Source organism: Paenibacillus sp. ATY16 (genome assembly GCF_003399985.2).
GTDB lineage: Bacteria > Bacillota > Bacilli > Paenibacillales > Paenibacillaceae > Pristimantibacillus > Pristimantibacillus glycanilyticus.
Map to the genome: position 1 here is coordinate 227,804 of NZ_NMOK02000037.1, position 25,601 is coordinate 253,404.

26 protein-coding genes and 1 pseudogene are annotated in these 25,601 nt (G+C 47.2%); 22 read left to right on the forward strand and 5 right to left on the reverse strand.

Translation table 11 applies throughout. The features are described from left to right. Window positions 1-28: 28 nt before the first annotated feature. From CFI03_RS21335 to CFI03_RS21350, 4 genes are all read left to right on the forward strand, one after another. On the forward strand, window positions 29-502 hold the full coding sequence (locus tag CFI03_RS21335) for a hypothetical protein (protein ID WP_248759383.1): 474 nt from the start codon (window positions 29-31) through the stop codon (window positions 500-502). 173 nt (window positions 503-675) lie between these two features. After that, complete coding sequence (locus CFI03_RS21340) at window positions 676-1,374, forward strand: FHA domain-containing protein (protein WP_248759389.1); 699 nt, start codon at window positions 676-678, stop codon at window positions 1,372-1,374. 21 nt (window positions 1,375-1,395) lie between these two features. Next, a complete protein-coding gene (murA, locus tag CFI03_RS21345) occupies window positions 1,396-2,685 on the forward strand; it encodes a UDP-N-acetylglucosamine 1-carboxyvinyltransferase (protein ID WP_248759393.1) in 1,290 nt (429 codons plus the stop codon). Between the two features lie 82 nt (window positions 2,686-2,767). Next, window positions 2,768-3,388, forward strand: coding sequence for a hypothetical protein (locus CFI03_RS21350; RefSeq protein ID WP_248759395.1), 621 nt, complete (start codon window positions 2,768-2,770; stop codon window positions 3,386-3,388). A 41-nt stretch (window positions 3,389-3,429) separates the two neighbouring features. Here CFI03_RS21350 and CFI03_RS21355 read toward each other — a convergent pair whose 3' ends face one another. From CFI03_RS21355 to CFI03_RS21365, 3 genes are read right to left on the reverse strand one after another with little or no spacing between them, the layout of a single operon-like run. Next, complete coding sequence (locus CFI03_RS21355; RefSeq protein WP_248759397.1) at window positions 3,430-4,485, reverse strand: Ger(x)C family spore germination protein; 1,056 nt, start codon at window positions 4,483-4,485, stop codon at window positions 3,430-3,432. Beyond that, complete coding sequence (locus CFI03_RS21360; RefSeq protein WP_248759399.1) at window positions 4,482-5,576, reverse strand: GerAB/ArcD/ProY family transporter; 1,095 nt, start codon at window positions 5,574-5,576, stop codon at window positions 4,482-4,484. The genes CFI03_RS21355 and CFI03_RS21360 overlap by 4 nt, the downstream gene beginning before the upstream one ends. Beyond that, the gene (locus CFI03_RS21365) at window positions 5,569-6,897 is read right to left on the reverse strand and encodes a spore germination protein (protein WP_248759403.1); all 1,329 of its coding nucleotides are present in this window, start codon (window positions 6,895-6,897) and stop codon (window positions 5,569-5,571) included. The genes CFI03_RS21360 and CFI03_RS21365 overlap by 8 nt, the downstream gene beginning before the upstream one ends. Before the next feature lie 133 nt (window positions 6,898-7,030). On the opposite strand from CFI03_RS21365, the gene CFI03_RS21370 reads away from it, so the two are divergent. The 6 genes from CFI03_RS21370 to CFI03_RS21395 all read left to right on the forward strand — a co-directional run bounded on the left by CFI03_RS21370 (window position 7,031) and on the right by CFI03_RS21395 (window position 12,585). Next, on the forward strand, window positions 7,031-7,594 hold the full coding sequence (locus CFI03_RS21370; RefSeq protein ID WP_248759404.1) for a TetR/AcrR family transcriptional regulator: 564 nt from the start codon (window positions 7,031-7,033) through the stop codon (window positions 7,592-7,594). Window positions 7,595-7,904: 310 nt separating this feature from the next. Beyond that, window positions 7,905-8,786, forward strand: a complete 882-nt coding sequence (locus CFI03_RS21375) for an oxidoreductase (RefSeq protein WP_248759405.1) — start codon at window positions 7,905-7,907, stop codon at window positions 8,784-8,786. Window positions 8,787-8,836: 50 nt separating this feature from the next. Beyond that, complete coding sequence (locus CFI03_RS21380; RefSeq protein ID WP_248759407.1) at window positions 8,837-9,166, forward strand: antibiotic biosynthesis monooxygenase family protein; 330 nt, start codon at window positions 8,837-8,839, stop codon at window positions 9,164-9,166. Window positions 9,167-9,566: 400 nt separating this feature from the next. Next, window positions 9,567-11,105 (forward strand): MDR family MFS transporter, encoded by a 1,539-nt coding sequence (locus CFI03_RS21385; protein ID WP_283094640.1) that lies wholly within the window; start codon window positions 9,567-9,569, stop codon window positions 11,103-11,105. Between the two features lie 189 nt (window positions 11,106-11,294). Continuing rightward, the gene (locus CFI03_RS21390) at window positions 11,295-11,540 is read left to right on the forward strand and encodes a hypothetical protein (RefSeq protein ID WP_248759409.1); all 246 of its coding nucleotides are present in this window, start codon (window positions 11,295-11,297) and stop codon (window positions 11,538-11,540) included. A 127-nt stretch (window positions 11,541-11,667) separates the two neighbouring features. Then, window positions 11,668-12,585, forward strand: coding sequence for a tyrosine-type recombinase/integrase (locus tag CFI03_RS21395; RefSeq protein ID WP_248759411.1), 918 nt, complete (start codon window positions 11,668-11,670; stop codon window positions 12,583-12,585). Here CFI03_RS21395 and CFI03_RS21400 read toward each other — a convergent pair. After that, window positions 12,582-13,223: a cysteine hydrolase family protein gene (locus tag CFI03_RS21400; protein WP_248759413.1), complete on the reverse strand. Its 642-nt coding sequence runs from the start codon at window positions 13,221-13,223 to the stop codon at window positions 12,582-12,584. The genes CFI03_RS21395 and CFI03_RS21400 overlap by 4 nt on opposite strands. 178 nt (window positions 13,224-13,401) lie before the next feature. On the opposite strand from CFI03_RS21400, the gene CFI03_RS21405 reads away from it, so the two are divergent. The 9 genes and pseudogenes from CFI03_RS21405 (at window position 13,402) to CFI03_RS21445 (ending at window position 21,321) form a co-directional block, all read left to right on the forward strand. Then, window positions 13,402-14,622 carry an NAD(P)/FAD-dependent oxidoreductase gene (locus CFI03_RS21405; protein WP_248759415.1) on the forward strand — a complete coding sequence of 407 codons (1,221 nt, stop codon included), beginning with the start codon at window positions 13,402-13,404 and terminating at the stop codon, window positions 14,620-14,622. Between the two features lie 249 nt (window positions 14,623-14,871). After that, complete coding sequence (locus CFI03_RS21410; RefSeq protein ID WP_248760102.1) at window positions 14,872-15,399, forward strand: metal ABC transporter ATP-binding protein; 528 nt, start codon at window positions 14,872-14,874, stop codon at window positions 15,397-15,399. Continuing rightward, window positions 15,384-15,926, forward strand: a pseudogene (locus tag CFI03_RS21415) (metal ABC transporter permease); the annotation flags it as partial. The gene CFI03_RS21410 and the pseudogene CFI03_RS21415, both read left to right, overlap by 16 nt. Before the next feature lie 52 nt (window positions 15,927-15,978). After that, the gene (locus CFI03_RS21420; RefSeq protein ID WP_248759417.1) at window positions 15,979-16,953 is read left to right on the forward strand and encodes a metal ABC transporter substrate-binding protein; all 975 of its coding nucleotides are present in this window, start codon (window positions 15,979-15,981) and stop codon (window positions 16,951-16,953) included. A gap of 87 nt (window positions 16,954-17,040) precedes the next feature. Next, window positions 17,041-18,222 (forward strand): GTP-binding protein, encoded by a 1,182-nt coding sequence (locus CFI03_RS21425; protein WP_248759418.1) that lies wholly within the window; start codon window positions 17,041-17,043, stop codon window positions 18,220-18,222. A gap of 129 nt (window positions 18,223-18,351) precedes the next feature. Continuing rightward, a complete protein-coding gene (locus CFI03_RS21430) occupies window positions 18,352-18,861 on the forward strand; it encodes a GNAT family N-acetyltransferase (protein WP_248759419.1) in 510 nt (169 codons plus the stop codon). A gap of 16 nt (window positions 18,862-18,877) precedes the next feature. Next, window positions 18,878-19,339: an SRPBCC family protein gene (locus CFI03_RS21435; RefSeq protein WP_248759420.1), complete on the forward strand. Its 462-nt coding sequence runs from the start codon at window positions 18,878-18,880 to the stop codon at window positions 19,337-19,339. 75 nt (window positions 19,340-19,414) lie between these two features. Further along, window positions 19,415-20,437, forward strand: a complete 1,023-nt coding sequence (locus CFI03_RS21440) for an AraC family transcriptional regulator (RefSeq protein WP_248759421.1) — start codon at window positions 19,415-19,417, stop codon at window positions 20,435-20,437. Window positions 20,438-20,526: 89 nt separating this feature from the next. After that, window positions 20,527-21,321, forward strand: a complete 795-nt coding sequence (locus CFI03_RS21445) for an SDR family NAD(P)-dependent oxidoreductase (protein WP_248759422.1) — start codon at window positions 20,527-20,529, stop codon at window positions 21,319-21,321. 52 nt (window positions 21,322-21,373) lie between these two features. Here CFI03_RS21445 and CFI03_RS21450 read toward each other — a convergent pair whose 3' ends face one another. Continuing rightward, window positions 21,374-21,631, reverse strand: a complete 258-nt coding sequence (locus tag CFI03_RS21450; RefSeq protein WP_127498925.1) for a hypothetical protein — start codon at window positions 21,629-21,631, stop codon at window positions 21,374-21,376. A 319-nt stretch (window positions 21,632-21,950) separates the two neighbouring features. On the opposite strand from CFI03_RS21450, the gene CFI03_RS21455 reads away from it, so the two are divergent. The 3 genes from CFI03_RS21455 to CFI03_RS21465 all read left to right on the forward strand — a co-directional run bounded on the left by CFI03_RS21455 (window position 21,951) and on the right by CFI03_RS21465 (window position 25,424). Then, window positions 21,951-23,135: a DUF4062 domain-containing protein gene (locus CFI03_RS21455; protein WP_248759423.1), complete on the forward strand. Its 1,185-nt coding sequence runs from the start codon at window positions 21,951-21,953 to the stop codon at window positions 23,133-23,135. Continuing rightward, window positions 23,132-23,407, forward strand: coding sequence for a hypothetical protein (locus CFI03_RS21460; RefSeq protein WP_248759424.1), 276 nt, complete (start codon window positions 23,132-23,134; stop codon window positions 23,405-23,407). Before CFI03_RS21455 ends, CFI03_RS21460 begins: the two co-directional genes overlap by 4 nt. A gap of 88 nt (window positions 23,408-23,495) precedes the next feature. Beyond that, window positions 23,496-25,424 (forward strand): PAS domain S-box protein, encoded by a 1,929-nt coding sequence (locus CFI03_RS21465; RefSeq protein ID WP_248759426.1) that lies wholly within the window; start codon window positions 23,496-23,498, stop codon window positions 25,422-25,424. Window positions 25,425-25,601 lie beyond the last annotated feature (177 nt).

The following is a 25,601-nucleotide window of genomic DNA, read 5'->3' on the forward strand; positions in this document are numbered from 1 at the left end:
AGTTATGCATCATAGAGGAGGAACGGCATTGAGTGTTACGCATTCTGTGAAAAACCCAACCAGGCTAAAAAATATTATCGTATTTTCATTGGCATGTCTGATTTGGCTATTTATCATTATCCACTACTGGAAAGACTATTCAAGCAGAGGGAAGACGGAATTTCTTCTCATGGATTCGAATTCTATCATATTCCTGGTGTATTTCGTTCTCTTACTTTTAACCGTAGTGAGAGCGTTAAGAAAACCTACCGAGCTCTCAATCGATGAAAATACGATTCTGGTGAATGGTTATGCTCTAGCTGCTCAAGATATTAAAGTCATTATGAAAATGGGCTATTTCAATCCGGTTATCGGCATAAAACCAAAAGGGAAGAGGATCGTTCCCCTTCGATTATGCTTCAGTTTCGCTGCGAATGAAGATCAGGGTATAATGGATATGAAAGAGTGGGCTGCAGCTAACAACGTAAAGATGATCAATAAAGATTTTATGTCGTGGTTGTAAGGGTTAGAGTCGCTCGGGCAGCGGCTCTTTTTTGCTTCACTGACTCCTGCATCATTACTGAAAAATAAGCGGTGCGTCAGTGTGAGGAGGTTTTAATCATGCCCGGTTTGAGTTACGATATCTAATGGAGTCACTACCGATGGCAGACCGCCATCCCATACGGAGGAACACAAGTGGAAAACTTTGCATGTTTATATATTATTCGCGGTGAGCCCTACAAGTCGGGAACTATCGTGAATTTGGAAGAGAACGAAACGACGGTTGGCCGCTTATCCAATCAGTTGACTCCGGATATAGCCTTTACCAATCCGTTTATTTCAAGGCAGCATATCGTCATACGGAAAGAAATGGATAAAGCCGTGCTGTACGATAAAGGAAGCCTGCACGGAACGGAGATCAACGGGGAACGCGTGAAGCCGCACCGTCCGTATCCTTTGAACAATTTCGACATTATCAAGCTTGCGAACGGAATGAGCGTCCTTCACTTTTCCTATGTGTTCGCCGATCAGACGCTGGAGCTTGAGCCCCTTAGCATTACGAGACAACTGGAAATTCCGGGCATGCCGCTTACGATTCATTGGGAGAAACGGGAATGCGTAGTGGAAGGGCAGCGTATTGCGATGTCGGAAAAAGAATATCTGCTGATTCGTCTCCTTCACGAGAACGCGAATCGGCTTGTACCGCTTGAAGTCATTAAAGCTACGGTATGGCCTGAACGGCTTGCAGGAGAAGAAGGTATCCCGGATGTGACGCTGGATGAATTAAACGCGCTGATCTACCGGGTACGCAAAAAATACGGCAAAGACACCTTCCTGATAAGCGCAGTGCGCGGCAGCGGCTACGTACTCGAATCGGAGATTGTATCTTCCTGACGAAAGTAGGAGAATTCCTTCATGAAATATATACAGACAGAGTATTCAGGACCGCTAAACGGAAAAGTACATATTCCTGGAGCGAAAAACAGTTCTCTTGCGCTGCTTGCCGCAGCTTGCTTGGCGGATGACATCGTTACGCTCGAGGGAATTCCCCTCATTGATGATATACGGATGATTGAAGGAATAAGCCAGGATATCGGAATGGAGCTGAAGCAAGAAGGAGGGGTAATGATTCTTGATCCCCGCTGGATTCACAACGCCGTTATCGATCCGGGCAAATCCTCGAGCTACCGGGCATCGTATTATTTTGCCGGTGCCTTGCTGGCTAAGTTCGGCAGAGTAACGATCGGATTCCCGGGAGGCGATAATTTCGTCTCCAGACCGATTGATCAGCATATAAAAGTGTTCCAGGCGCTTGGCGCCCAGGTTCACATGTTTCAGGATTACTACGTTGTCGAAGGCACGGAGCTTAAAGGCGCGGACATCTATTTCGATATGGTTACGTCAGGCGCAACGATTAACGCGATACTTGCAGCTTCCCGGGCAAAAGGGCGCACGATTCTGCACAATGCGGCCGTAGATCCGGAGGTTGTGGATACGGCGGCGTTCCTGAATCGGCTAGGCGCGAAAATTTACGGTGCGGGGACGAATCGGATCCGGATCGAAGGCGTGTCTTACTTAAATGGGGGAAGGCATACGGTAATTCCCGACCGCTTAATTGCCGGAGCTTTTCTGATGGCTGCCGGGATCAACGGAGGATTGGTTACCGTCGAGGATGTCATTCCCGAACATCTTGGATCATGTCTATCCAAGCTGGAAGAAATAGGGCTTGAAATCGAATGCGGCGAGAACCATATTACGGCTTACAGTTCCGGCCCTTTAAGAGCAACGCGAATCCGGACAGGCATGTATCCCGGTTTTGCAACGGATCTGCAGCAACCGATGACGGCACTTCTTCTGCAAGCCAAAGGCAAGAGCATCATTACGGAACGCGTTTACCCCATGAGGTTCGCCCATGTCCCGCAGTTAAGGCGGCTTGGAGCGGAGATCGAAATTCGGAAGGAAAGCGCGTTTATCCGCGGAGGAAACCCGCTGCAAGGCGGGTGGGTGCACGCAACCGATGTGCGCGCCGGTACTTGCCTGCTGCTGGCCGGTTTAGCTGCAGAAGGAATCACCAGCATTACGGGCGTTGAGCATATCGAACGGGGCTACGAAGACGTAATTGGCAGCTTCCGTGCAATCGGGGCGAAGCTTTCCATTCATGACCGGCCGGATACGATAATGACCGAAGACAGAATCCTAAGCTAATAAAAGACAACGCAGAAGCCTCTAACGTATTCGAGTTAGAGGCTTTTTAGTACGAGCTACAGACCAAGAGGAGTGGATGAGAATGGGTTCCCGAATGATGCATTATTGTATTACGTCCGAAATCAATAAACAAATTTATTCCTCGCAAGAATCCCGCATTCATCTGGGAGGTCTAGCTCCCGATTTAACGCATCCCGTTCATGCGCCTAAATCAGTCACTCATTTTGTGCGTAACAACAGTGAAGGCAAGAAGAAGACGGATTACGAGTTTTTTGCTCAGAAATTCAACGAATACTTTGCTGATTCTTTTTATGTCGGATATTTAAGCCATCTAGTGGCCGATCACATTTGGTACGAGAAAATGTACTTGAAGTTAATCAAGGCTCTTCCGGAGGAAGAGAGACAAGCCGCAATAGACAAGGGCTACCGTGATTTTAGAAGACTTAACAAGCTACTGCTTCGCGATTATCCATTATCACCTCCCACGGAAGTCCCGCTCATTGATAATGTTAAGATCGACGGCTTGTATCCGGAGTATTTGCCGGTTATAACGCAGCAGCTCATTAACGACTTCCATATCGTAGAGCCCTACACCCCGGACGATCTTGAAATCTATAGTCTCGACGCAATACTGGAATACATCCGGTTATCCATCGAGGAAACACTCGCGGTTCTCCATGCTAAAGCATTAATTCAACGATAAAAGCAGCTGCATTAAGCCGTAGGGAAATCGAACGGTACGGCTTAATGCAGCTTGAGATTGCCCGTATTTCGGATTGTCGTTTTTACTTCAAGGTTAATTTTTGCCTCGGGCAAATATTTAGTGCGCCATTGCGCCAGCTCCGTTCGGGGCAGATCATCCCGGTAGTGCTGGCCGATACCGAAGATATCGGCGTTGGCAAGCTGGACTTTTCGGAATATTTGATCCATTACGCGTTGTAAAAGGATTTGGAGCTCCGTCTTGATGACGTCTACGGTTGGATTTCCTATTACGTCCAGAATAATCACTTTCAGTTTGAGTTCGCTATTCAGAACGGGCTTGCCGCTGACGAATTTGCTCTCGTTGTGAATTCGGCTGCTTACAATCTGAACGGTAGCTTTGCCGATGACCTCGATTTTTCCGTCAAGGCTATTCCCGTCGTATACGTTGTAGAGAAGGGTCTGTTCATTATTGAGACGGCCTACCATTTTCCCATTCTTGAGGATGCCGGAGCCCATGCTTTGGATAGCCGTGGATTCGCCAGATTTGATAATCGGGAGAACGACATCATTGGTATAGGAATGGATGCTTCTAAAAACCTTCCATACCGGCGTATGGGCGATTTCGGGATTCCAGCCTGAATTTTTCTGGAAGAAATCATAAATTTCTTTGCCGTCGCCATTATTAATATTGTTAATCCCTTTGAAAAACCGATCCAAAGGCTCATCGCAAATGACAAACATCGTCTTTGGGGAAATGTGACGCGAACGAATCGTGCTGGCGGTAATCTCGTTTAAACCTTGCGTGGCGAAGGCCTTATCCACGATAAGAACCTTTAAGTGCAGCAAGTCTACCTGATCCTCCAGATTCATGCTTATTTTATTGACTGCCGCGCTAATGGAATTCCCTTTGGCGCTTATGATTTGAATGCCTTCGTTTTTCTCGGTGACCTTGGGAATGTCCAGGAATACTTCATAGTTGCCTTGCTGATAAGATATCCCCATCGCGATCGGTAACGCCCGGTGGTTAATATCCTTGTTATCCCAGCATCCACCAAGCATGATTACGAGAAATAGGCCGATTACAATTCGAAGTTTCATGTTTTTCTCAACTCGACTTTTGATTTCTTTGCATGAATCCACCCGGTAATGAACAGTAAAATAGGCGTTGCAATCGCTACGTACAATCGTAGTGCCGTATTCCATTGAAACAGCTTGTCCGTCGTCTTCCAATCCGGAATGCAAAGACAAACGATAAATACGACTACGATTAATCCCGGAACCAAATAGTTGGGGCTGATATCCTTCATGCCAAGCTTGATCACGCATAGAATCTGCCAGAACGTAAGGCTGATGAAGAACATCCCGAACGCAACGAGACTCAGCAGCAGAAATACATTGATACGGTCAAACATGAGCCAGTTAATCTCGATGGTATCGACTATGAAGAGATAGGGGAATTGAAGCTGGCGAGTCGTTTCTTCGCCTAGCGTCAGCACCGGCACATAAACGGCAATCAGATAAGAAGGCAGCAGGATCAAGCTTCCCGCATATATCGCTCTTGATTTGAATTCCGCGTAAGATGGGAGGAAGCCGAGCAATAAAAAGCCGCCTGTATAAGCAAATAAGCTTTTATAGAAAGCAGAATGCGCGAGAAACGAGAATGCCCCTTGAGAAGGCCAAAGCGGGAAGAAATAATGCCAATCTATATTTTGAAAGGAGGTAGCCATTACAAAAACAACGGGAACAACGAACAAGAAACTTAACAGGACGGATAATCGGAGCAAGCCGCCAATTTGTCCATGAAGAACCATAAACCCGGGAACCGAAAGAAAAAGAAGCATCAGGATCCATAAAGGGGTGTTGGACAAAATGGCAATCGACAGCACTTCGGAAAATGCCCGAACCGCCAATACGATAATCCATGACATATAGAACAGGGCAGGCAGCAATACAAACCAAGCGAGAAATTTGCTTTTCTTCAGGAGTATATTCACGATGTTCTGGCCCTTGAAATAACTTAATGCCTTCAGATAAACGGCAATGATCGCAAGGTGAAACAAGAAGCCGCAGAGAACCGGCATCCAGTGGGCTTCATTTGTGCTCTCGATCACATCGATCGGGTACAGAAAAAAGATCAGTCCCAGGTGGGACACTACGTAAGTTGCGGTTACTTGCAGGTTTTTAGACATTTTTCTCCCCTCTTGCCCGAAACAGTTGAAGATAAGGAACTCCAAGCGTGCGTATGCCGGCTATATAAGCACACAAGATCAATAGTCCCGATAATAGACCGAGCACTCCCAAAAACGCGGACATGAATAATAGCAAATATTTGAACAGCCGCAGGGAGTAGGTGTTCTGGAAGCCTACCACGACAGCATTGGCAATCGTGGTGGCGGCAAGAATGATAATAAGCAGATTGCTAACCAGCTTGGCTTCCACGACGGCTTGCCCGAGCACGATACCGCCTACCATCGTAATTGTTGGACCGATGCTGCCAGGCAGGCGAATAATGGCTTCCATAATCAATTCCAGAATGCATAAGAGCAGAAGGGCCTCAATAATAGCCGGATACGGCACGTCAAGCCGGCTTCTGGCGATGGAATGAGCCAATTCAAACCGCAATACGTCAGGGTTTACCGATACAAGGGCAACATACAGCCCGGGCAAAATTAAGGTGAGCAAGGCTCCAATAAAGCGCAAACTTCTAAGCAACCAGAGGTATATCGGCGGATGGTTCATATCATCCTCGGATATAAAGAAATCCGAAAAAATGCTTGGCAATGCGATGGAAAAAGGCACTCTTTCTATGAACAGAACAGCTTTTCCGTTTTTCAAAGCCCTGACGGCATTTTGCGGCAGCTCATAGGCCATATAATGATTGACCAAAGAAAATTTGGAAAGTTTCAGTATATGAGCAAACTCCTCCAGATTAGAAATTTCGGTTTTGTGGTGAGCTTCAAGCTTCTGAGTTAAATTGTCCAGAAGGATCGGATCAATCTCGTTATCGATGTAACATAGAATCACTTTGCTTTTTACGTGTCCCCCAAAATGAAAAGCTTGGATTTTCAGATCGGGGCAGTTCAAATGACTCCTTAGAAGAACAATATTCGCTTCAAGATCTTCATTAAAAGCGCTTGTAGCCCCCCCGATGCTATTCTCCATCGTAGGCAGCGAGATGGGGCGGCTGTTAGGTTGAGGAATCGGATAGATACCGACTATTATTCCGGAGGCGTCGTGAACCGCTACAAGCATTCCGTCCATAATTTGCGAGATGATGGAATCGGGTTGACCGGGTATCTTGTGACCAAGACTGACAAAGACGTCAAGAAGCTCAAGCTTGCCAATGGAAGCCGTTAGCAAAGGATCCCTGACCATATAGATGGTTTGCGGAAAATTAATAAGCGATTTCAAGCCGGCGAAGGTAAAGGTGTCCGAAGCGATTTGCAGCTTCTGGTTTACGTAATCCGGATAGGAAGAAAAGTGGCTGTTTACTTCATCCATGGCTGCCATACATACAATCTCCTCGAGTAGTATAAGGTCAAAATTTATTATGCCCTAATTTTCCATTGTTACTCTTAGATGAAGCCGTATCCTTGACATCCTGCTCACAAACATACTAATGTTATTGCAAGAGGTGGACGACATGAGCAAGAAGCAGGATATTATGGCGGCAACGCTCGACTTGATTCATGAAGAGGGACTGCAATCCGTTACTTTTTCAAAATTGTTCAAGCGTGCCAATGTCGGAGCGGGAACGATCTATAATTATTTCGCGAATAAAGAAGATCTTGTTAATGCGGTATACAAGGAAGCTCGTATTCTTATGGGCGAGTATTTGCTTCAAGGCTATAACCCGGAAGCGAGCCTGTATGAACGGTTCAAGTGCTTGCAATTGAACCGGCTGAACTTCGGGATTCGGTATCCGAAGGAATTTTTGTTTATCGACAGTTTTTCGTTCTCCCCGTATATTTCGCCCGAGCTGCGCAACATGGAGGATGCTCGTCATTCCAGCGAGGTCGTGCTTTCGTTAATTGTGGAGGGGCAGAAGCAGGGAATTATCAAGGAAATGGATTCGCATCTGTGCCATCAGCTTATTCACGGTATTATATCGTCTATTCTGAAGGGCTATTATATTGACAAATACCCTTTGAATGAAGTTCAGGTTCAACAAATTTTGGAAGCGTCATGGAAGGCCATATTAGTGTAGAAACAGCCATTTGGATTGCGTTTGGATCCGGGGCTGTTTTTTATTATGCTTAATATGGAATATATATTCCGATATCGATTCAAGAAAACATCCATTCTGATGTTGTTTCTTGATTTAAATAAGTCAGTTTCGCTGCGTTACTGAAACATTTCGAAAGGAAAAAGAGCTATAAAATAAAGGCGAATTGGACTTTTTGATATTGGTTTGGAATAAACATTCCGAAAAACTATTGATTTTGTATGCGAGAAGGACTATACTTGCGATGGAATGAATATTCCAAATCACATTACTCATTCAGGAGGTATTTTATATGTCTAAAGTATGGTTCATTACGGGAAGTTCCCGTGGATTCGGTCGTAGTCTTGCTGAGGCTGTCTTGGCGAATGGAGATCAGCTGGTGGCAACGGCACGCAGACCGGAACAGCTTGCCGATCTCGAAGCGCGTTACGGAAACCGGGTCCGTCTTGTGCCATTGGACGTTACGAGCTATGAGCAGGCTGAAGCTGCCATCCGGACCGCCGTTGAAGCGTTCGGGCGATTGGATGTCGTGGTCAATAATGCGGGCTACGGCAACGTTTCCTCCATAGAAGAAACGCCGATGGAGGATTTTCGTGCCCAAGTGGAAACAAACCTATGGGGTGTCGTTCATGTAACCAAAGCCGCGCTGCCGGTGCTGAGAGAACAGGGACATGGCCATATCGTACAATTCTCGTCCATTGGAGGCCGTACGGGCGCGCCCGGTCTTGGACCTTATCAAATGGCCAAATGGGGAGTAGAAGGTTTTTCCGAAGTATTAGCCAAAGAAGTTAATCCTCTTGGCATTAAGGTTACTCTGATTGAACCAGGCGGTTTCCGTACCGACTGGGCTGGATCTTCCATGCAGCATATCGAACCCCGAGACGAGTACAAAGATACGGTTGGCGGTCTGCTGAAGCATTTGCGCGAAGTGACCGGCAAGGAGAACGGTGATCCGGAAAAAGCGGCTCAAGCTATTCTTGCCATCGCCGGCGAGGAGAATCCGCCTCTCCGGCTGCTGCTTGGCAGCGATGCTGTAGCCATCGCCAATGCAGTGGATACGGGCAAGCTGGCTGAGACAAAACGTTGGGAAAAGCTGAGCGTATCAACCGACTATGAAGTTAAAGAGCTGGATCCTCAAGTTACCCGTATGTATGACGAGTTTGAGGAACAGTAATATTCGTAATGAACATTGCAGATAGTATTAAAATAAAAGGAGTGTTATGCATGACTCATATTTCGGCAGATCATCCTGTCCTAACCTTTATTAACGTGTTTACGGTCAAACCCGAGAATCAGGACCGTCTCGTTGAGCTTCTAACGAGTGCAACGGATGTTTCCGTCCGTTACGCTTCCGGCTTTATCTCATCCAGTCTGCATCGGAGCACGGATGGCACGAAAGTAACGATGTATGCGCAATGGAGAAGCCTGGAGGATTATCAGGCGATGAGGGATGATCCCAAGCCTCTACCGTATTTGCAGGAAGCATTAAAGATTGCAACATTCGAACCAGGGATGTACGAAGTTGTCAAAACATTTGAACCCGTTCAAGCATAATGGATTAACCCCAGGGAGAATCTCCCTGGGGTTTAATTTGTTTACATAAAATTATTTACGTAAACAATCGGGGATAGAATTTTAAAGGGGTAAAGTGGCAGGGAAGAGCTTTAGAAAAAAGGATTGACACGGGAACACCTGTTCTTTAAGATATTAGTGTATGTTTTCCAATTCCTTGAAGGATGAACGGAAGGATTGGCTGATGGAAATTATTTTTAAAGAGGATTCAAAATTCTGGACTATGCAATGAAACAATGTTATGTTACGATATCATACGTAGAAGCCATAATTTTGTCTCGTTTTTCTACCGTTCTTAGCGGTTTGGAGACATTTTAACGAAACATTGTTTTGATGGAAATGAAAAAAGAACTCATGTTAGGGAAGAAAGGTTGCGTGTAAATTGGCAGCAAACAAAAAGAGCAACGTAGGGCTTGTAATCGCTGGTCTGTTGCTTAGCATTCTGATGGCGTCGATGGATAATACGATCGTCGCTACGGCGATGGGGAATATCGTCGCCGAACTAGGCGGACTCGACAAGTTCGTATGGGTTACGTCCGCTTATATGGTGGCGGAAATGGCAGGGATGCCGATTTTCGGCAAGCTGTCCGACATGTATGGCCGGAAACGATTCTTCCTATTCGGCATTATTATGTTTATGGCAGGTTCCGTATTATGCGGAACAGCCAGCTCGATCACCGAGCTCGCACTATTCCGCGCGGTTCAGGGAATCGGGGCGGGGGCTATGATGCCCGTTGCCTTTACGATTATGTTTGACGCCGTGCCTTTGGAAAGCCGGGGCAAAATGGGCGGTATGTTCGGAGCGGTATTCGGTATGTCTTCCATCTTCGGGCCGCTGATCGGCGCGTATATTACGGACAACTTCGCATGGGAATGGGTATTCTACATCAATCTTCCGCTAGGCATTATCGCGCTTTGCATGATTGGTTTCTTCTATAAGGAATCGATGGAGCATTCGAAGCAGCCAATCGACTGGTATGGAGCGGCTACATTGATCGGTGCCATAGTCTGCCTGATGTTCGCGCTTGAGCTTGGCGGCAAGACATACGCCTGGGATTCCGTTCAAATCCTTGGCATGTTTGCGGGCTTTGCGGTCCTGCTTGTTACCTTCCTGATCGTAGAGACGAAGGTTAAAGAACCCATTATCTCTTATGCCCTATTTAAGAACCGGTTGTATTCGACCAGTATCTTAAGCGCATTATTCAGCGGCGCAGCGTTTATTGTCGCTTCCGTATTTATCCCGATCTTTATTCAAGGGGTACTCGGCGGCTCGGCAACAAACTCGGGGCTAGTCTTGCTGCCGATGATGCTTGGCACGGTAGTAACCGCTACTTCCGGCGGTTTCCTGATGACCAAGATACCATACCGCAACATTATGGTGGCGACGTTTATTATTCTGGTTATCGGTTCCATCCTGACAACTACGCTTACAGCAGATTCATCCCGATTTATCGTGACCATCTATATGATTCTGATTGGTCTTGGCATTGGCGCGTCCTTCTCGGTACTCGGTAATACTGCCATTCACGGATTACCTGCCAGACAGCGGGGGACGGCAAGCTCGACGCTTAACTTCATTCGTTCACTTGGGATGACAATCGGTATTACGATTTACGGGATTATACAAAGCAATCTGTTTACCAGCAAAATGTCCGATGCCTTTGCAGCCGGCGGTCAAGCCGCACCGGAAGGCGGCATGCAATTCAAAGATCCGCGCGAGATTCTGACACCGGAAGCCCGGGATCAGATTCCAGCTGAGGTACTGGACAAAATCGTCCATTCTTTGGCCGATTCGATCGTAGGAACCTTCGCATGGGCGATTATTCCGGCTGTGCTCGCTTTGATCGTATCGTTCTTTATGGGTCGCAGCAAGCTTGATCCTAATGCGGATATGGAACAGCAAAGCTATGGCGGACATTAATTTATAGTTTGAGTAGAGGGCAGTCGCAGATGCGGCTGCCTTTTTAGTGCGCATTCCTAATTTAACCAGTTAAGTTAACATAAAATATATTACGTAATCTTTAAAGGTGTAAAGTTAAAACAACAGTGGTACATGGCATGACTTTTGGCATAGAAGCATGAAAATCTTCATGGTTAAGATGCAATGGGTATGCTTTTTATCATTCGCGTTCATTACTTCTCGCAGATTCGGTTGAATATGCTTGTTGTTATACTGATCACAAGAAAAGATGCTTCAACGAAAAGGGAGGAACGGATGATGAGCTTGAGAGTGTTATTTGAATATATGGTGGAGAAATTAATGGCAAAGCTGAATCAACCTCTGAAAGGGAACTCCGAGCAAACGATTGGCGATCTGATTTATGATTCCTCCATTTATATGGATGGAGATTGTTAATGGCTAGAAGCTAGAAGTAGAGCATCTTTTTCCCCCATTTCATGCTATAATAAAGTGCGCAAAATCAGGGTTTTGCGCACTTTCGCTTGAGAGCCATTTTTTTATACATAAGGTAGGGGAATGCGGGTTGAAAAAGCAGCATGAATTGGAAGATTTGTACGGTAAGCTCACGCAAGCCTTTCGTATTTGGATGAAGCAAGCCGGCTATACGGATACGACGCAAAAAGAATATATGAGAGAGGCCTATGCCTATTTGGAATCTCTCGAAGGGGCAGCCGCCGAACAAGCCGGAAAGATGCATATTATTTCGTTTCTTATATCGAAGCAGCGGGGAGCAGGTGACCGTGCAAGGAACCGGACGTTATCGGCGATTCGATCTTTCTATACCGCGTTGATTGATTTCGAGATGGCTACCCGCAATCCCGCAATGGAAGTGAAGAAATCGAAGACGGAGAAAAACAAGAAGCCGGTCTATCTCGAGGAGGATGAGCTCGCAGCAAGCTTGTCCTGTATCGAAGGGAGATACCGCGCTCGTAATGTGGCCATTTTTCTGCTGATGAGTTACTGCGGTCTCCGGGTTGGCGAGGTTCACCGTTTGAACCGGAGCGACTTTAACCCGGTGAGAGGAACGATTGAGGTATTCGGCAAAGGACGGAAATGGAATGAGATTCCGGTGCCGGAAGAGCTGGCTGCCGTTCTTTCGGAAGTGGCTCAGGATCGTATCACGCCTTACAAAGAGCAGGAGGATGCTTTCTTCGTCTCGCAGAAGGGAAGAAGATTGTCGATCCGCCAAATTCAGAAGATTGCCGGTCAAACCTTTGAGGCGTTCAAAAGCATCAATCCTCATGCGGCGAACAAAAAGCTCTCCTGCCACAAATTACGCCATACCTTTGCTACTATTCTGTTGAAGAATGGAGTAGATATCCGTGTAGTGAAGGAGCTGCTTGGACATGCCTCCATTGAAACAACGATGATCTATACCCACGTGAACGACGATCAGAAGAAGGAAGCGATGGCGAAGATCCGGCTGCCGGTTAACCTTTAGTTTTGCATTTGGAGCTGTGGAGCCGTGGCGTTGTGCTGCCAGTAGTTAATGACGTCTTTTGTAGTTGCGGCCATGCCGAAGTACGTATCAACGGTCTTAACCGTCATGTCATGCTCCTCCTGGGAAAAGGCCGCGCAGGCATCTTTCATGAGAATGATATGGTAATCCCTCATAAACCCGTCTCTTGCGGTGGATTCGACGCAAAGATTCGTACTTACGCCCGTCATAACAAGAGTTTCAATCTTCAAGGTCTGCAGGACGGACTCCAGGCGGGTATGAATAAAGCCGCTATACCGGTGTTTTTTTACGATAATGTCATTCTCAGTTGGAGAGACATTGAAAAACTCGGCGCCCCAGCTTCCGGTATGGCAAATCGGATTCACGCCATCCTCGAAGCGTGACACCCATACCTCGGAGTCCGTCGCTTTTTCGTGATTCGTCTGCAGGAAGATGACGGGGATTCCATGCTTCCGGGCAGATTCCAATAAGGCTTGCAAGTCGGGTATCATTTTTCCGGCGGCGCTTACGTCAATACCGGTTTTGGCGATAGCTCCATCAGGGTGGCAGTAATCGTTCTGGACATCCACTACAATAACGGCCGTATTTTTCCGATTAAGTCTTTGCTTTAACTTATCCATAGCTCACACACCTGCTTCTCGTTTTTGGATAAATTAGTTTTCCGGGGAAAGAGCATTTCTATCCATTCTCATACAGAACACTTTAAGAAAGAGCCGCCGTTCAGCGGCTCTTTGTCTATTAAGAACATGACTTCCGGGAAATAATAATTTCCAGTCTAATCGAAATAGGGGGAACTGCATGAATATACAATCGGGTACGTATTATTGGCCAACAACCTTGCCGGATGCCCAGGCTTATCCGTCGATTCAAGAGGATACGGAATGCGATGTTGCGATTATTGGGGGAGGGAGCTCGGCGGCGCAATGCGCTTATTATCTGGCTGAACGGGGATTAAAAACCGTTGTGCTGGAAAAAGGGAGGATTGGCGCAGGCAGCACAAGCACCAATACGGCCATTATTCAATATTCGGGGGAAAAGATGTTTACTTCTCTCGCCAACACCTTTGGAGAAAAATATATTGCAGAGCATCTAACGCTATTGAAGCAAGCGATTGACGATATTGAAGAAGCCTCCCGGCGCGTAGAACTGGATTGTGAATTCCGTAGGCGCGATACGCTTTATTCCGCTAGCTGTCCCGAAGATGTGGACCGTTTGCGGAACGAATATGAATTTATCAAGCGCCATGGCGGGGAAGTGGATTTCTGGACGAAAGAAAAGATTGAAGCCCATTATCCGTTCAGCCGGGAAGCGGCGATCTACTCGTACGGGGACGGTGAGCTGAACCCGTATAGATTCACTCATGCCTTATTCCAGTATGCTGCGGAACGGGGAGTTAAGGTGTATGAGCATTCGGAAATGAACGGTCATCACTATGACGGAGATCTTCAGCGCATGATGATTTCCACCAAAAACGGTTATAACGTTCAAGCGCGACATGTTATTTTTGCCGCGGGATACGAGAATATGGATATTCGCAAAGAGAAGCAAGCTTCGTTCGTAAGTACCTATACGGTAACGACGCAGCCGGTAACCGACTTCTCCACCTGGCATGAACGGACGTTGCTGTGGGAGACGGCACGACCCTATATTTACATCCGCACAACGGCAGATAACCGCGTAATTATAGGAGGTCTCGACGAAAATACGATGTATCCGGACGACAGAGACAGCAAGCTGATTCATAAAACTTCTATGCTGCTCGAGGAATTTAACCGCAGGTTCCCGGCTATTCCCGTGGAGTCTGCATATTCCTGTGCGGCATTTTATGGCGGAATGGTCGATGGTCTCCCTATCATAGGGAAGTATGAGGAATTCCCGAATTGCTACTTCTTGCTCGCGTATGGCGACAATGGGGCGGTATACAGTCAGCTTTTGTCCAAAATCATCATACAGGAGATTGCGGAGGGGCATAGTCCGGATATGGAACGTTATTTGCAAGATCGGCCGCTTATTAAATAATAGCGCATCATAAAGAAGCAGAACTTTTCTTAATCGTAATGTTGACGATTAAGAAAAGTTCTGTTATTCTGCTTATACGTAATGATTACGTTCAACACCCGCTGTTGAACTTTTTATTTCGACTTTAATCGTAATAATTACGAAATAATGCGCAAATGTTTGACTGGATACATAGAAAGGATGATTATATTGCTGCTTGCCTCTCTTCAGGACGTGACCTTTGGGTACGGAGACGTTCCTTGCCTGGAAATGGCCAACATCGAGGTTCACTCGGGAGAATTTATTGCGGTTACCGGTCAGAACGGTGCCTCCAAATCGACCTTGCTTAAGCTTGCTTTACGACTGCTTCACCCTTGGCAGGGGAAGGTGAACTTATCGCCTACGAACGATAAGGGCGACAAGCTTGCTGTGGCGTATGTGCCGCAGCAGATTGCTGCATTTAATAGCGGATTTCCTAGTCAAGTGACCGAGTTTGTACGTTCTGGCCTTTACTCGCAAAGGCTGAACTGGTTCAGGAGACTAAGCCCGGAAGATGAGCAAGCCGCGGACGAAGCGATGAAAAGCATGGGGGTATGGGAGCTCCGCAATCGCCGGATCGGAGAGCTGTCGGGCGGGCAGAAGCATCGTATTTGCATAGCAAGGGCGCTCGCTATGTCGCCTGATTTGTTTGTGCTCGATGAGCCGACAACCGGCATGGATAAAGAAAGCCGGAAAAATTTCTACAAGCTTATGAGGGAGCAGATCGATCAATATGGCAAAATTTGTTTGGTTCCGTAGTTGCCGTCAACCGGATGGAGCTTATGATTATGCTCGCAGCCGCACTTATTGGCGTTTTATTTTTCTTCCTGCTGCGAAGACCGCTTTATATGGTTTCCTTCGATGAAGAATCAGCGAGAACAAGCGGCATACCCGTTCAGTGGATTTCCTTCGGATTCAGCATCGTTACAGGCATGATCGTAGCCGCAGCAATGCCGATTGTTGGCGTACTTCTCGTGTCGGCGCTTATTATATTGCCGGCAGCCCTGTCCGTCCGAATCCCGTCAAGCTTCACCACGGCGATCCTTCTATCGATGGGCATCGGCCTAACCGGTACGTTTACGGGCTTAACCGCTTCCTATGAGCTTAGCACGCCGCCCGGAGGCACGATCGCTTTTGTTCTTTTGTTGTTTTTAGTGGCAGGTTTAGGGCTGAAGAAGCTGTTTGCGCTTGGATCTAAGAGATCCGGCAGGCTGGTTATGCGTCCGGAAACGCCCGTATCCCGACGCCACAGAGCAGCGGATAACGAACATTGGTCTTCATCCTAATTCCCATGTAATTAGGCAGAGATATAAATCAAATATGGAGGTACTTTTTATTATGAAATCCTGGTTGAAAAAATCGATCGCGGTTGGGGCAGGTTTATCCTTAATCCTGGCCGGATGCGGCAATCAAACGAAAGAAGCAGCAAGTAACGAAGGCAAGCTGAAGGTGGTTACAACCTTTTACCCGATGTATGAATTCAGCAAGCAGGTTGCAGGTGACCATGCGGATGTTGTCGCCCTTATCCCTTCCGGAGCCGAGCCGCATGACTGGGAGCCTAGCGCCAAGGATATGGCAGCCATTAAAGACGCGGATGTATTCGTTTATAACGGAATCGTTGAGGGCTGGGTTGACAGTGCTTTATCCAGTGCGGCGAATGAGCAGCGTGTAGTCGTGGAAGCGAGCAAGGGCATTACTTTAATGGAAGGAGAAGAGTATGACCATGAACATGGGGAAGAAGATCACGGGCATGGCGAAGAGGAGGAGCATTCTCATGAAGAAGAGTCGCCTCTGGATCCCCATGTTTGGCTTGATCCGGTACTTGCCCAGCAAGAGGTAAGGGCGATCCAGGCCGCATTGGAGCAGGCGGATCCCGGCAATAAAGAGGATTACAAGAAAAATGCGGATGAATATATCGCAAAGTTACAAGAGCTGGATCTTGCTTTCAAGGATGCATTAACAAACGCGAAGCATAAAGAGTTTGTCACCCAGCATGCGGCATTTGGTTATTTGGCTAAGCAATACGGACTCACTCAAATTCCGATTTCGGGACTATCGCCCGAGCAAGAGCCTTCTCCGGATGAGATGGCGAAGGTTGTTGAATTCTCGAAGGACCATCAGGTACAGACGATTTTCTTCGAAACGCTTGTTGATCCGAAGGTCGCTCAAGTTGTAGCTGACGAGATTGGCGCGGCAACGGCAGTGCTTAACCCGTTGGAAGGGCTGACCGCGGAAGATATCAAGAACAACCTGGACTACATCGGCATCATGACCAATAATCTTGAGGCATTAAAGAAAGCATTAAACGAATAATTCGAAGAAGAGGTAAGCGCGCTGGACATAACTCCGGCTTTTTCTTCCGGATTTAATCGTAATAATTACGTGATAGGAGATGATGACATGAACAAAATACCCGTAACCGTGCTAAGCGGCTACTTGGGAGCCGGCAAGACAACGGTACTCAATCACGTGCTGAATAACCGGCAAGGCATGAAGGTGGCCGTAATCGTGAACGATTTAAGCGAGGTAAATATCGATGCGGGCCTTATAAAAGAGGGAGGTGGTCTCTCGCGTACCGATGAGAAGCTGGTGGAAATGTCGAATGGCTGTATCTGCTGTACGCTTCGGGAGGATTTACTCCGCGAGGTGGAGCGATTAGCATTGGATGGACGATTCGATTACATATTAATTGAGTCGACCGGCGTAGGCGAGCCTGTTCCTGTCGCTCAGACCTTTGCTTATATCGATGAAGAGCAAGGAATCGATTTATCCCGTTTCTGCCAGCTCGATTGCATGGTAACGGTTGTGGACGCTAACCGTTTTTGGCATGATTTCTCCTCCGGTGAGTCGCTGCTCGCACGCAGTCAGGCTGTAGGAGATGACGATACGCGGGAAGTCGTGGATCTGTTGATCGACCAGATCGAATTCTGCGATGTATTGCTGCTCAACAAATGCGACATGATCGAAGAGGATGAGCTAGTTGAATTGGAAGGCGTGCTAAGAAAGCTGCAGCCTCGTGCCAAGCTGATTCGAACCGTTAATGGCCAGGTTAATCCGGCAGAGATTTTAAATACAGGTTTGTTCGACTTTGATGAAGCAAGCCAAGCTGCCGGCTGGGTGAAGGAGCTGTCGAAATCCGAGCATACGCCGGAAACGGAGGAGTACGGAATCTCTTCCTTCGTCTATGAGCGCGTCAAGCCGTTTCATCCCGGAAGGTTGAAGAAATGGCTGAACAACTGGCCGGAGGAGGTAGTGAGGGCCAAAGGGGTCATGTGGGTCGCTTCCAGGAACAACATTGGCCAAAATATAAGCCAGGCTGGCCCATCCATTCAATTTGGCCCATCCGGTTATTGGATTGCAACGCTGCCGCAAGCGGAACAGGAGATGTACCTCCAAGAGTATCCGGAGCTGCGGGACAGCTGTTCTCCAGAGTATGGGGACCGTATCAATAAAGTCGTGTTTATTGGCATTAAGATGGACCGGGAATCCATAAACGAAACACTTGACGCCTGTCTGTTAACGGAAGCGGAGATGCGGGAAGATTGGTCCCGATTCAAGGATACGCTGCCGGATATCCATTAGATCAGAGGAAAGACAGCCATAGGGCTGTCTTTTTTTGTATCAAACCAGCAACTACGAATGGAGAACGCATGAATTTGAAGAGTGGATAGGTTAAAATGGAATGATAACGCGGAAAAGGCAGGTATTTAGATGAAGATAGAATTTACGAAGATTCATACTGCAGATCAGATAACGCTTGTTGCCCGCCTGGCGGGGCAAATCTGGCGTGAGCATTACGTATCCATGATTACCATCGAGCAGATTGACTATATGATCGAGAAGTTTCAATCCGTATCCGCGATTACCGATCAGATTCGAAATCAAGGATACGAATATTACTTGCTGCAGCAACAAGACGGCTCTGCAGCCGGCTATTTGTCCATTCGAGTAGATAACGGGAAGCTATTCTTAAGCAAGTTTTACGTATCGAAGGAACACCGCGGCCGCGGCTATGCCAGTCAAGCCATGGCGTTTATTGAGCAGCTGTGCAAAGAACGCGGATTAAGCCATATCTGGCTGACGGTTAATCGGGATAACGCATCCAGTATCGCGGTTTACGAGAAAAAAGGCTTCGTTAATGTGCGTGAGCAAGTAGCGGACATTGGCAATGGCTACGTTATGGACGATTTCATTATGGAAAAGGAAATTGCAATCGTGTAAGATCGGAGGTTTTCACTTGCCCGTTATCGTACAAACTCTTGTTATTCATGCGCCAATTGAAATTTGCTTTGATCTTTCCCGCAGCATTGAGATCCACATGGAGTCCACTTCTCAAACCAAGGAACGAGCGGTGAGAGGCCGGACAAGCGGGTTAATCGAACGAGGGGAGACCGTCACCTGGGAAGCTACTCATTTTGGCGTCCGCCAGCAGCTTACGGCAGTGATTTCGGAATACGAGCGGCCATACCGGTTTGTGGATGAAATGGTCAGCGGCGCTTTTAAACGATTCAGGCATGAGCATCGATTTGAAGAGCGTAATGGCGGAACGCTTATGACGGATATTTTTGACTATACCTCACCGCTTGGGCCGCTTGGCAGGATAGCGGATGTCCTATTTTTACGCTCATATATGGAACGATTTCTAATGCAGCGGAACGAGTGCATCAAACGGCAAGCCGAAAAACATTGGAATCAGTAAATTAGGTAACAGAAAATATATTATGTTAACTAATGACTGATGCGAACATAGAAACCCATAAGGGGGATACGCAACATGGCATCTCATGACCGGATTAAAATCCCGCCGGGATTCTGGATCGGCTTGCGCGAAATAGGCTTTTCCGTGCAAGAGATTACGGCTAAGGCGCAGCTGACCTTAGACCAAATCGAGAGGCCGGAAGGGGTTACTCCGACGCAATATTTCGCGATATGGCAGGCTTATTCCGAGCTTGTTGGCGACATATCCAAGGCGGTTGTTAAGCTTTCAACCGCATACGAAACAACGCAATACCCGCCGTCTATGCTGGCCACCTACCATGCCCGGAACTATCGTGATGCCCTAAAGCGCATGGCAAAATATAAACGGCTTTGTCCACCCGAAAGTCTGCATATCTCGGAAGAGGGTGATAACTGCCATATTCAACTAAGCTGGTCAGATCAACAGCAGCCCGGTCCGCCAATGCTTGTGGCGATTACGTTAGCGACGCTTGTGGAACTTGGCCGGAGAGGAACGGGCCGGCAGATTAACGCCAAGCTTGTTGAGTTTTCTTTTCCGCTTAACGATGACGGTACGCTTGAAGCTTATTTTGGCTGTCCTGTCCGTTTTGGCGCGGAACAGGATCGATTGACGCTGAGTCGCAGCGATTTAGACCTGCCATTTCTCTCTTATAACGAAGAATTGCTCGAGATTCTGACGCCTGCGCTGGAGCGCACTTTAGATGAACGGAAAAACGGGTTTTCCCTCGTTCAAACCGTCGAAAGAATAATTAAACGCGATCTGGCAGGCAGTCGTCCTGATATGCTGATCATCGCCCGGGATCTGGGCATGAGCGAGCGAACGCTTCAGCGCAGGCTTTCGGAGGAAGGGACAAGCTTTAAGAAAATTTTGTCTCATGTCAGACATGAAATGGCGCTGGCTTACTTGAAGGATTCTTCCCTTGAGATTCATGAAGTGGCCTTCTTAATCGGATATGAAGATCAGAACTCGTTCTACCGGGCATTTCGCTTATGGGAAGGGCAGACGCCGGCGAATTGGCGTGGCCGGCATGCCGATGCCTCCTGTTCTTTGGCGCGTTGAGCAAGAAGATTGGCGCGGGGGACTAGTTACCTATCCCTCCGGACAAGGTAGTATATTCTCTATCCCAAGCAACAAAGGAGACAGAGAATATGGATATGCGATTAACGAACAAGACTGCGTTGGTGACAGGTTCAACCAAAGGAATTGGCAAAGCCATTGCTATAGAGCTGGCAAGGGAAGGCGTTCATGTGTTGATTAACGGCCGTAACGTAGAAGAGACAGAGAAAACCGTACAAGAGATTAAAGCGTTATTCCCTGCAACCACTCCGCAAAACGCGGCAGCCGATCTTACGGATAGGAAGCAGCTGGAAGCCTTGTTTGAGAAGCACCCGCAAGCGGATATTCTAGTGAATAATGCGGGCATTTACGAAATAATGGCTTACGAAGACGTCAGTCATGAAGTCTGGGAGCGATACTTCCATACGAATGTGCTCGCAGCCCATGATTTATGCAAGCACTATATGCCTGAAATGCTGGGCAACGGCTTTGGCCGCATTCTTTTTATTGCAAGCGAAGAAGCGCTTATGCCTTCAGGTCAAATGCCGCAATATGCGGTGACCAAATCGATGTTATTGTCCTTATCCAAAAGCTTATCCAAATTAACCGCAGGTACGGAAGTAACGGTGAATTCCATTATGCCGGGACCAACCCTTTCCGAAAACGTGCATCAGATTATCGAGCATCTGTATTCGGATGAGGACATCCCGTTTGCGGAAAAAGAGAAAAAATTTATGGCCGCAAATCTTCCCCAATCGGAAATTAAGAGATTCATCAGGCCAAGCGAGATTGGCAGATTAGCTGCTTTCGTCTGCAGCCCGGATGCTTCCGCGTTTAAGGGTTCGCCTATCCGGATGGATGGGGGAATGGTTCCGACTATTTTCTAATGCGTATAACAAAAAACGGCTGCCGCAAGCGAATGCTTGGGCAGCCGTTTTTTTATGCTTTCGGCTCGCTAATATTATACTTTGCTTTCTCTTCATCGCTTAACGTATAGAAATGCGTCACGCTGCGGAGAAACGTTGTCCCGTCCGCGATTTTGACCATATCGTCGTTGTAGGCAATGATCGGAAGAGGCGGTCTTAACCGCATCCGGTCCTGATAGACGATAACAGGCTCCTTGGAAGCCATCACTTTCCGGATCTCTTCATCCGTTTTCAGCTCATTTGCAGCTGTAATGTGAGGGGTTTCAATCATGGATAATCCTCCTAAAAGTTTACTTCGCAAGCCTTCCTCGCCATCGGCTAATCAGACATTGAATACTAGCATGTCCCTTTGACGGTAAGAACATTCCTGAATTTCCGGAATGACCGAAAAAAAACTAGTTTTCCTCAGACCGGTCGAACTTTTTTTCTTTCCCCACAGCGCGAAATGGCATTCGATTGCTGCCTGATATCCCGGCATTGTTTGGTCTTGCGGAGGGATTGGAACAGGTACGGGGACTCTATTAGAAAACCATACTCTATATGATATAATAGAGGAATATTTCCTATCTTAACGAGGAGCCTTTGAACTGATGCCTAATCTTACAAAGCTATTTATCAGCTCCGTTGCTCAGGATGCACTGACACCGCTAAGAAACCGGACATTTGAAGAATTTACCTTGCTGGGCCATCAGCCGGAGATGTATGAGCGAACTTTCGGGCCGTGGCCGATGGATGTGAGCGGGGTAGAGCACTGCTTGAACAAGGTCAGGGAATCCGATATTTTTTGCTTGTTCCTTTATAATAAAGGCGGTAGTATGACCGATACCGGCTATACGGTCACTCATCGGGAGTTCTTAACTGCTCTTAACGCAGGAAAAACGTTGTTTCTCTATGCGGAGCCTACCATTACGAAGAAGTACTTTATGTCCGTTCGCCGGGTCGTGTACAGCTTTATCGAACGATACAGGCAAAGTCATCGCAGAGAGCCGTCCAATCGCGAGTTAATGGATCATCTCGAGCTGGCAGCGGAAGCTCAGCCCTCCGAAATTCCAAGCAAGTACGAAGTGGAGCCGTATATTTGGGTCATGCTTTATGACATTATCGACAGACACGGTAAATATATGCTGGACATGCCAATTGGAGTAGGCATTGATTGGAAGCCGGTTCTTAGCGATATTTTAAGAGAAGGGGCTTCTTATTTCCCGAAAAAAGCGGAGTACATGGAAAGTATCGATACGCTTGCGGCGTTAGTGGAGTTTTCCGAATTTGTTCAGAAAGTTGTAAAGGACCATCTCAAAATCCGGGAACTGTCACAGCTAAGGCTGTTATTGGCAAGACTTCAAGGCATTATTAAAGGGGCGGAGATCAAGCAGCTGCGCATCTATGATCTTACGCTCGGCAAGCTTCGAAATTGTACGGCGATCTGTCTGTTTCAGCATAGCAATGACGTATTGTCATGCATAGAAGCCGCAGGAGACACGGCCGGCGGTTATTCGTTTCATGTGAGCGATCCTAACTCTTACGTATCTTTCACCTACAATACAAGAGCTGAAGGCGAGCCGGTGTTGTTCTATACAGAAGCCAAGCGCATGTTCTACCTGTTGTACAAGGTTGGAGAGTACGTAATCTCTTATCATTTCCCAGAAGAAACAAAATGGAACCAAAATATGTACGTGGACTACACGGATGATATAAAAAATGGTATACTGATGGCACATTCCAACGTAATGATTTTTGATTTCATCCATTCCGCCTTAAGGGGGTTGCAAAAATGAGCTTGAACAAAATTAAGATGCGGCGGGTTCAGAACACGAAACACCCCAAATATACGATTCATCCTGATTTTAACCCTGCAACCAAGGTCGTCATCGTGAACAAGGGAATTACGATTGGTTTAACGGGAAGCAAATTGCCCGAGCTGCCGAAGGATTCGGTTTTGTTTGTCGATACGAATCGTACAGACACCTACACCTCCCGCAATAAGCTGCAGCGGATGAAAGAACTAAATCAGTCCTTAAAGAGCTCAATCCTCGTATCAGAGGCTTAATAAAAGAAATTTAAACAAGGACCCGCAGCTTGCGGGTCTTTTGCGTAAATATCGGGTAATAACATTCTGAACATGGAGGGGACTAACCGTGGACGAAGTAACCTTTAACCAACAGAACATGTTCGCGCATGTTTTTAATTATGCTCCGATTGGAATCGCATTGATCTCACTGGATCAAAGATGGATTGATGTTAACCCGGCTGCATGCCAGATCCTCGGATACAAGAGGGCGGAGCTGCTGACGATGGATCCCACCGAGCTCATTTTCTCTTCGGGCACAGACGATCTATGCTCAAAGTTTGGGGAGCTGCTGGAAGGGCAAATCTCGACATTTAGTCTGGAGAAGAAATATCTGCTTACGAACGACGATATCGTATGGGTATCCCTTCATATCTCGCTTGTTAGAGAAGGCGCGGACGGGAAGCCTTGGTATTATATCGCGCAGATCGTTGACATCACCGCAACCAAGATGACCGAGCAGAAGCTGCAGGAATCGGTAGAGCGGTATACGTCTCTGAAGAAATACAATCACGATACGATTATCTCCTTCGACCTGCAGGGCAAGATTATCGGCGGTAACGTGATGGCGGAAAAGCTGACCGGACGTCAGGTATCGGAATTAATCGGGACAAGCATTGCCAGCGTTATCGGCGAGGACAGTCTGGCGCGCATACTGGCCGATAATGAACCGTATACCGAGATTGAAAGCTCGATCAACCATCTTCTGCATGTCGATGGATCTTATTTAGAGGTTCTCGTTACGATCGCGCCTATTATCGTAAATAACCGAAGTATCGGCTTCTATTTGCTGATCAAAGACATTACGGAACAGAAAAAGCTGCTGATCGAGAAGGAAACGGCCGTACGAACAAATGAGGTAAAAAGCGAATTTATGGCGATGATGAGCCACGAAATACGTACTCCGATGAACGGAGTGATCGGCATGACGGATTTACTTCTCGATACGCCGCTGGATGACGAGCAGAAGGAGTATGTGACGATAATCCGTAAAAGCGGAGACACGCTGCTTGGCATTATTAACGATATTCTTGATTTTTCCAAAGTGGAATCCGGCAATGCGGAATTAACGGTGGAGCCTTTTAATTTAAACGAGGCGATCGCGGAAACCTTTGATACCTTAATGCCCAAGGCGATGGAAAAAAACCTGGAGTTCAAAGTATGCATCAAACCTGGAATTCCGCAAAATATTATTGGCGATTCACTCAAGATTCGTCAGATTATGCTGAACTTGATCGGCAATGCCATCAAATTTACGCCAAGAGGTTCTATCGGCGTCTCCGTAGACAAAGCCGAGGCCGAAGGCGAGTACGTCAGACTTCATTTTGCCGTGAAGGATACAGGGATAGGAGTTCCGGAGGACAAGGTGCCTTATTTGTTCGAGCCGTTCTATCAAGCGGATCATTTTATGGTGAGGCAGGAGGGCGGAACCGGTCTAGGGCTTGCCATTACGCGTAAGCTCGTTCAATTAATGGACGGCCAGATTTACTGCGAGCCCAATCCTGGAGGAGGGACGATATTCAGGTTTCATATTCTGATCCAAGCCGAGTTGCTGCCGGCAATTCCCTTACATGAATCCATTACGGAAAAAGCACCGCAGCCGGAGGAGGAGCTATCCATTCTGATCGCGGAAGATAACGAGGTTAACCGGCTTGTGTTAATCCGCATGCTGGAGAAGCTTGGCTATCGACCAAAAGCGGTATCCAACGGTGCCGAAGTTGTGGAAGAGGTCCGCAGGAAGAAATACGATATCGTATTTATGGATATACAGATGCCGGTTATGAACGGAATGGAAGCTTCAAGAATTCTGCGCAAGACCATTGAACCGGGTAACCTGCCGTACATCGTTGCCGTTACGGCTAACGCGCTAGTTGGCGACCGGGAGCGGTATATGAGTGCGGGGATGAACGAATATATAAGCAAGCCCCTGCACAGCTCGGCTATTCTTACCGTGATTCAGAAATGCTTGGAAGGTAAGCGAAGGAAAGTAACGAGTTAGCTGTATAGTAAACAAAAAAACCGCGCTGGTTGGTGCGCGTTTTTTTGTTGCTTCTTTTAGGTGAGAGCATCGTTGTACTTAGAGTAATGCCGGTGTAAATCTGCTATGAAAACGTTACTAATTTATGCGGTATTTTGACCGGACTGGTTGTGCTATAGTTGTCGCATTCGAGCAGTT

Bases quoted from the DNA above. Each gene is read 5' to 3' on its own strand.
- murA (WP_248759393.1), top strand. From the start codon at position 1,396: ATGAAATATATACAGACAGAGTATTCAGGACCGCTAAACGGAAAAGTA.
- CFI03_RS21350 (WP_248759395.1), top strand. From the start codon at position 2,768: ATGGGTTCCCGAATGATGCATTATTGTATTACGTCCGAAATCAATAAA.
- CFI03_RS21355 (WP_248759397.1), bottom strand. From the start codon at position 4,485: ATGAAACTTCGAATTGTAATCGGCCTATTTCTCGTAATCATGCTTGGT.
- CFI03_RS21360 (WP_248759399.1), bottom strand. From the start codon at position 5,576: ATGTCTAAAAACCTGCAAGTAACCGCAACTTACGTAGTGTCCCACCTG.
- CFI03_RS21365 (WP_248759403.1), bottom strand. From the start codon at position 6,897: ATGGCAGCCATGGATGAAGTAAACAGCCACTTTTCTTCCTATCCGGAT.
- CFI03_RS21370 (WP_248759404.1), top strand. From the start codon at position 7,031: ATGAGCAAGAAGCAGGATATTATGGCGGCAACGCTCGACTTGATTCAT.
- CFI03_RS21375 (WP_248759405.1), top strand. From the start codon at position 7,905: ATGTCTAAAGTATGGTTCATTACGGGAAGTTCCCGTGGATTCGGTCGT.
- CFI03_RS21380 (WP_248759407.1), top strand. From the start codon at position 8,837: ATGACTCATATTTCGGCAGATCATCCTGTCCTAACCTTTATTAACGTG.
- CFI03_RS21390 (WP_248759409.1), top strand. From the start codon at position 11,295: ATGCTTTTTATCATTCGCGTTCATTACTTCTCGCAGATTCGGTTGAAT.
- CFI03_RS21400 (WP_248759413.1), bottom strand. From the start codon at position 13,223: ATGGATAAGTTAAAGCAAAGACTTAATCGGAAAAATACGGCCGTTATT.
- CFI03_RS21405 (WP_248759415.1), top strand. From the start codon at position 13,402: ATGAATATACAATCGGGTACGTATTATTGGCCAACAACCTTGCCGGAT.
- CFI03_RS21410 (WP_248760102.1), top strand. From the start codon at position 14,872: ATGGCCAACATCGAGGTTCACTCGGGAGAATTTATTGCGGTTACCGGT.
- CFI03_RS21420 (WP_248759417.1), top strand. From the start codon at position 15,979: ATGAAATCCTGGTTGAAAAAATCGATCGCGGTTGGGGCAGGTTTATCC.
- CFI03_RS21425 (WP_248759418.1), top strand. From the start codon at position 17,041: ATGAACAAAATACCCGTAACCGTGCTAAGCGGCTACTTGGGAGCCGGC.
- CFI03_RS21430 (WP_248759419.1), top strand. From the start codon at position 18,352: ATGAAGATAGAATTTACGAAGATTCATACTGCAGATCAGATAACGCTT.
- CFI03_RS21440 (WP_248759421.1), top strand. From the start codon at position 19,415: ATGGCATCTCATGACCGGATTAAAATCCCGCCGGGATTCTGGATCGGC.
- CFI03_RS21445 (WP_248759422.1), top strand. From the start codon at position 20,527: ATGGATATGCGATTAACGAACAAGACTGCGTTGGTGACAGGTTCAACC.
- CFI03_RS21450 (WP_127498925.1), bottom strand. From the start codon at position 21,631: ATGATTGAAACCCCTCACATTACAGCTGCAAATGAGCTGAAAACGGAT.
- CFI03_RS21455 (WP_248759423.1), top strand. From the start codon at position 21,951: ATGCCTAATCTTACAAAGCTATTTATCAGCTCCGTTGCTCAGGATGCA.
- CFI03_RS21460 (WP_248759424.1), top strand. From the start codon at position 23,132: ATGAGCTTGAACAAAATTAAGATGCGGCGGGTTCAGAACACGAAACAC.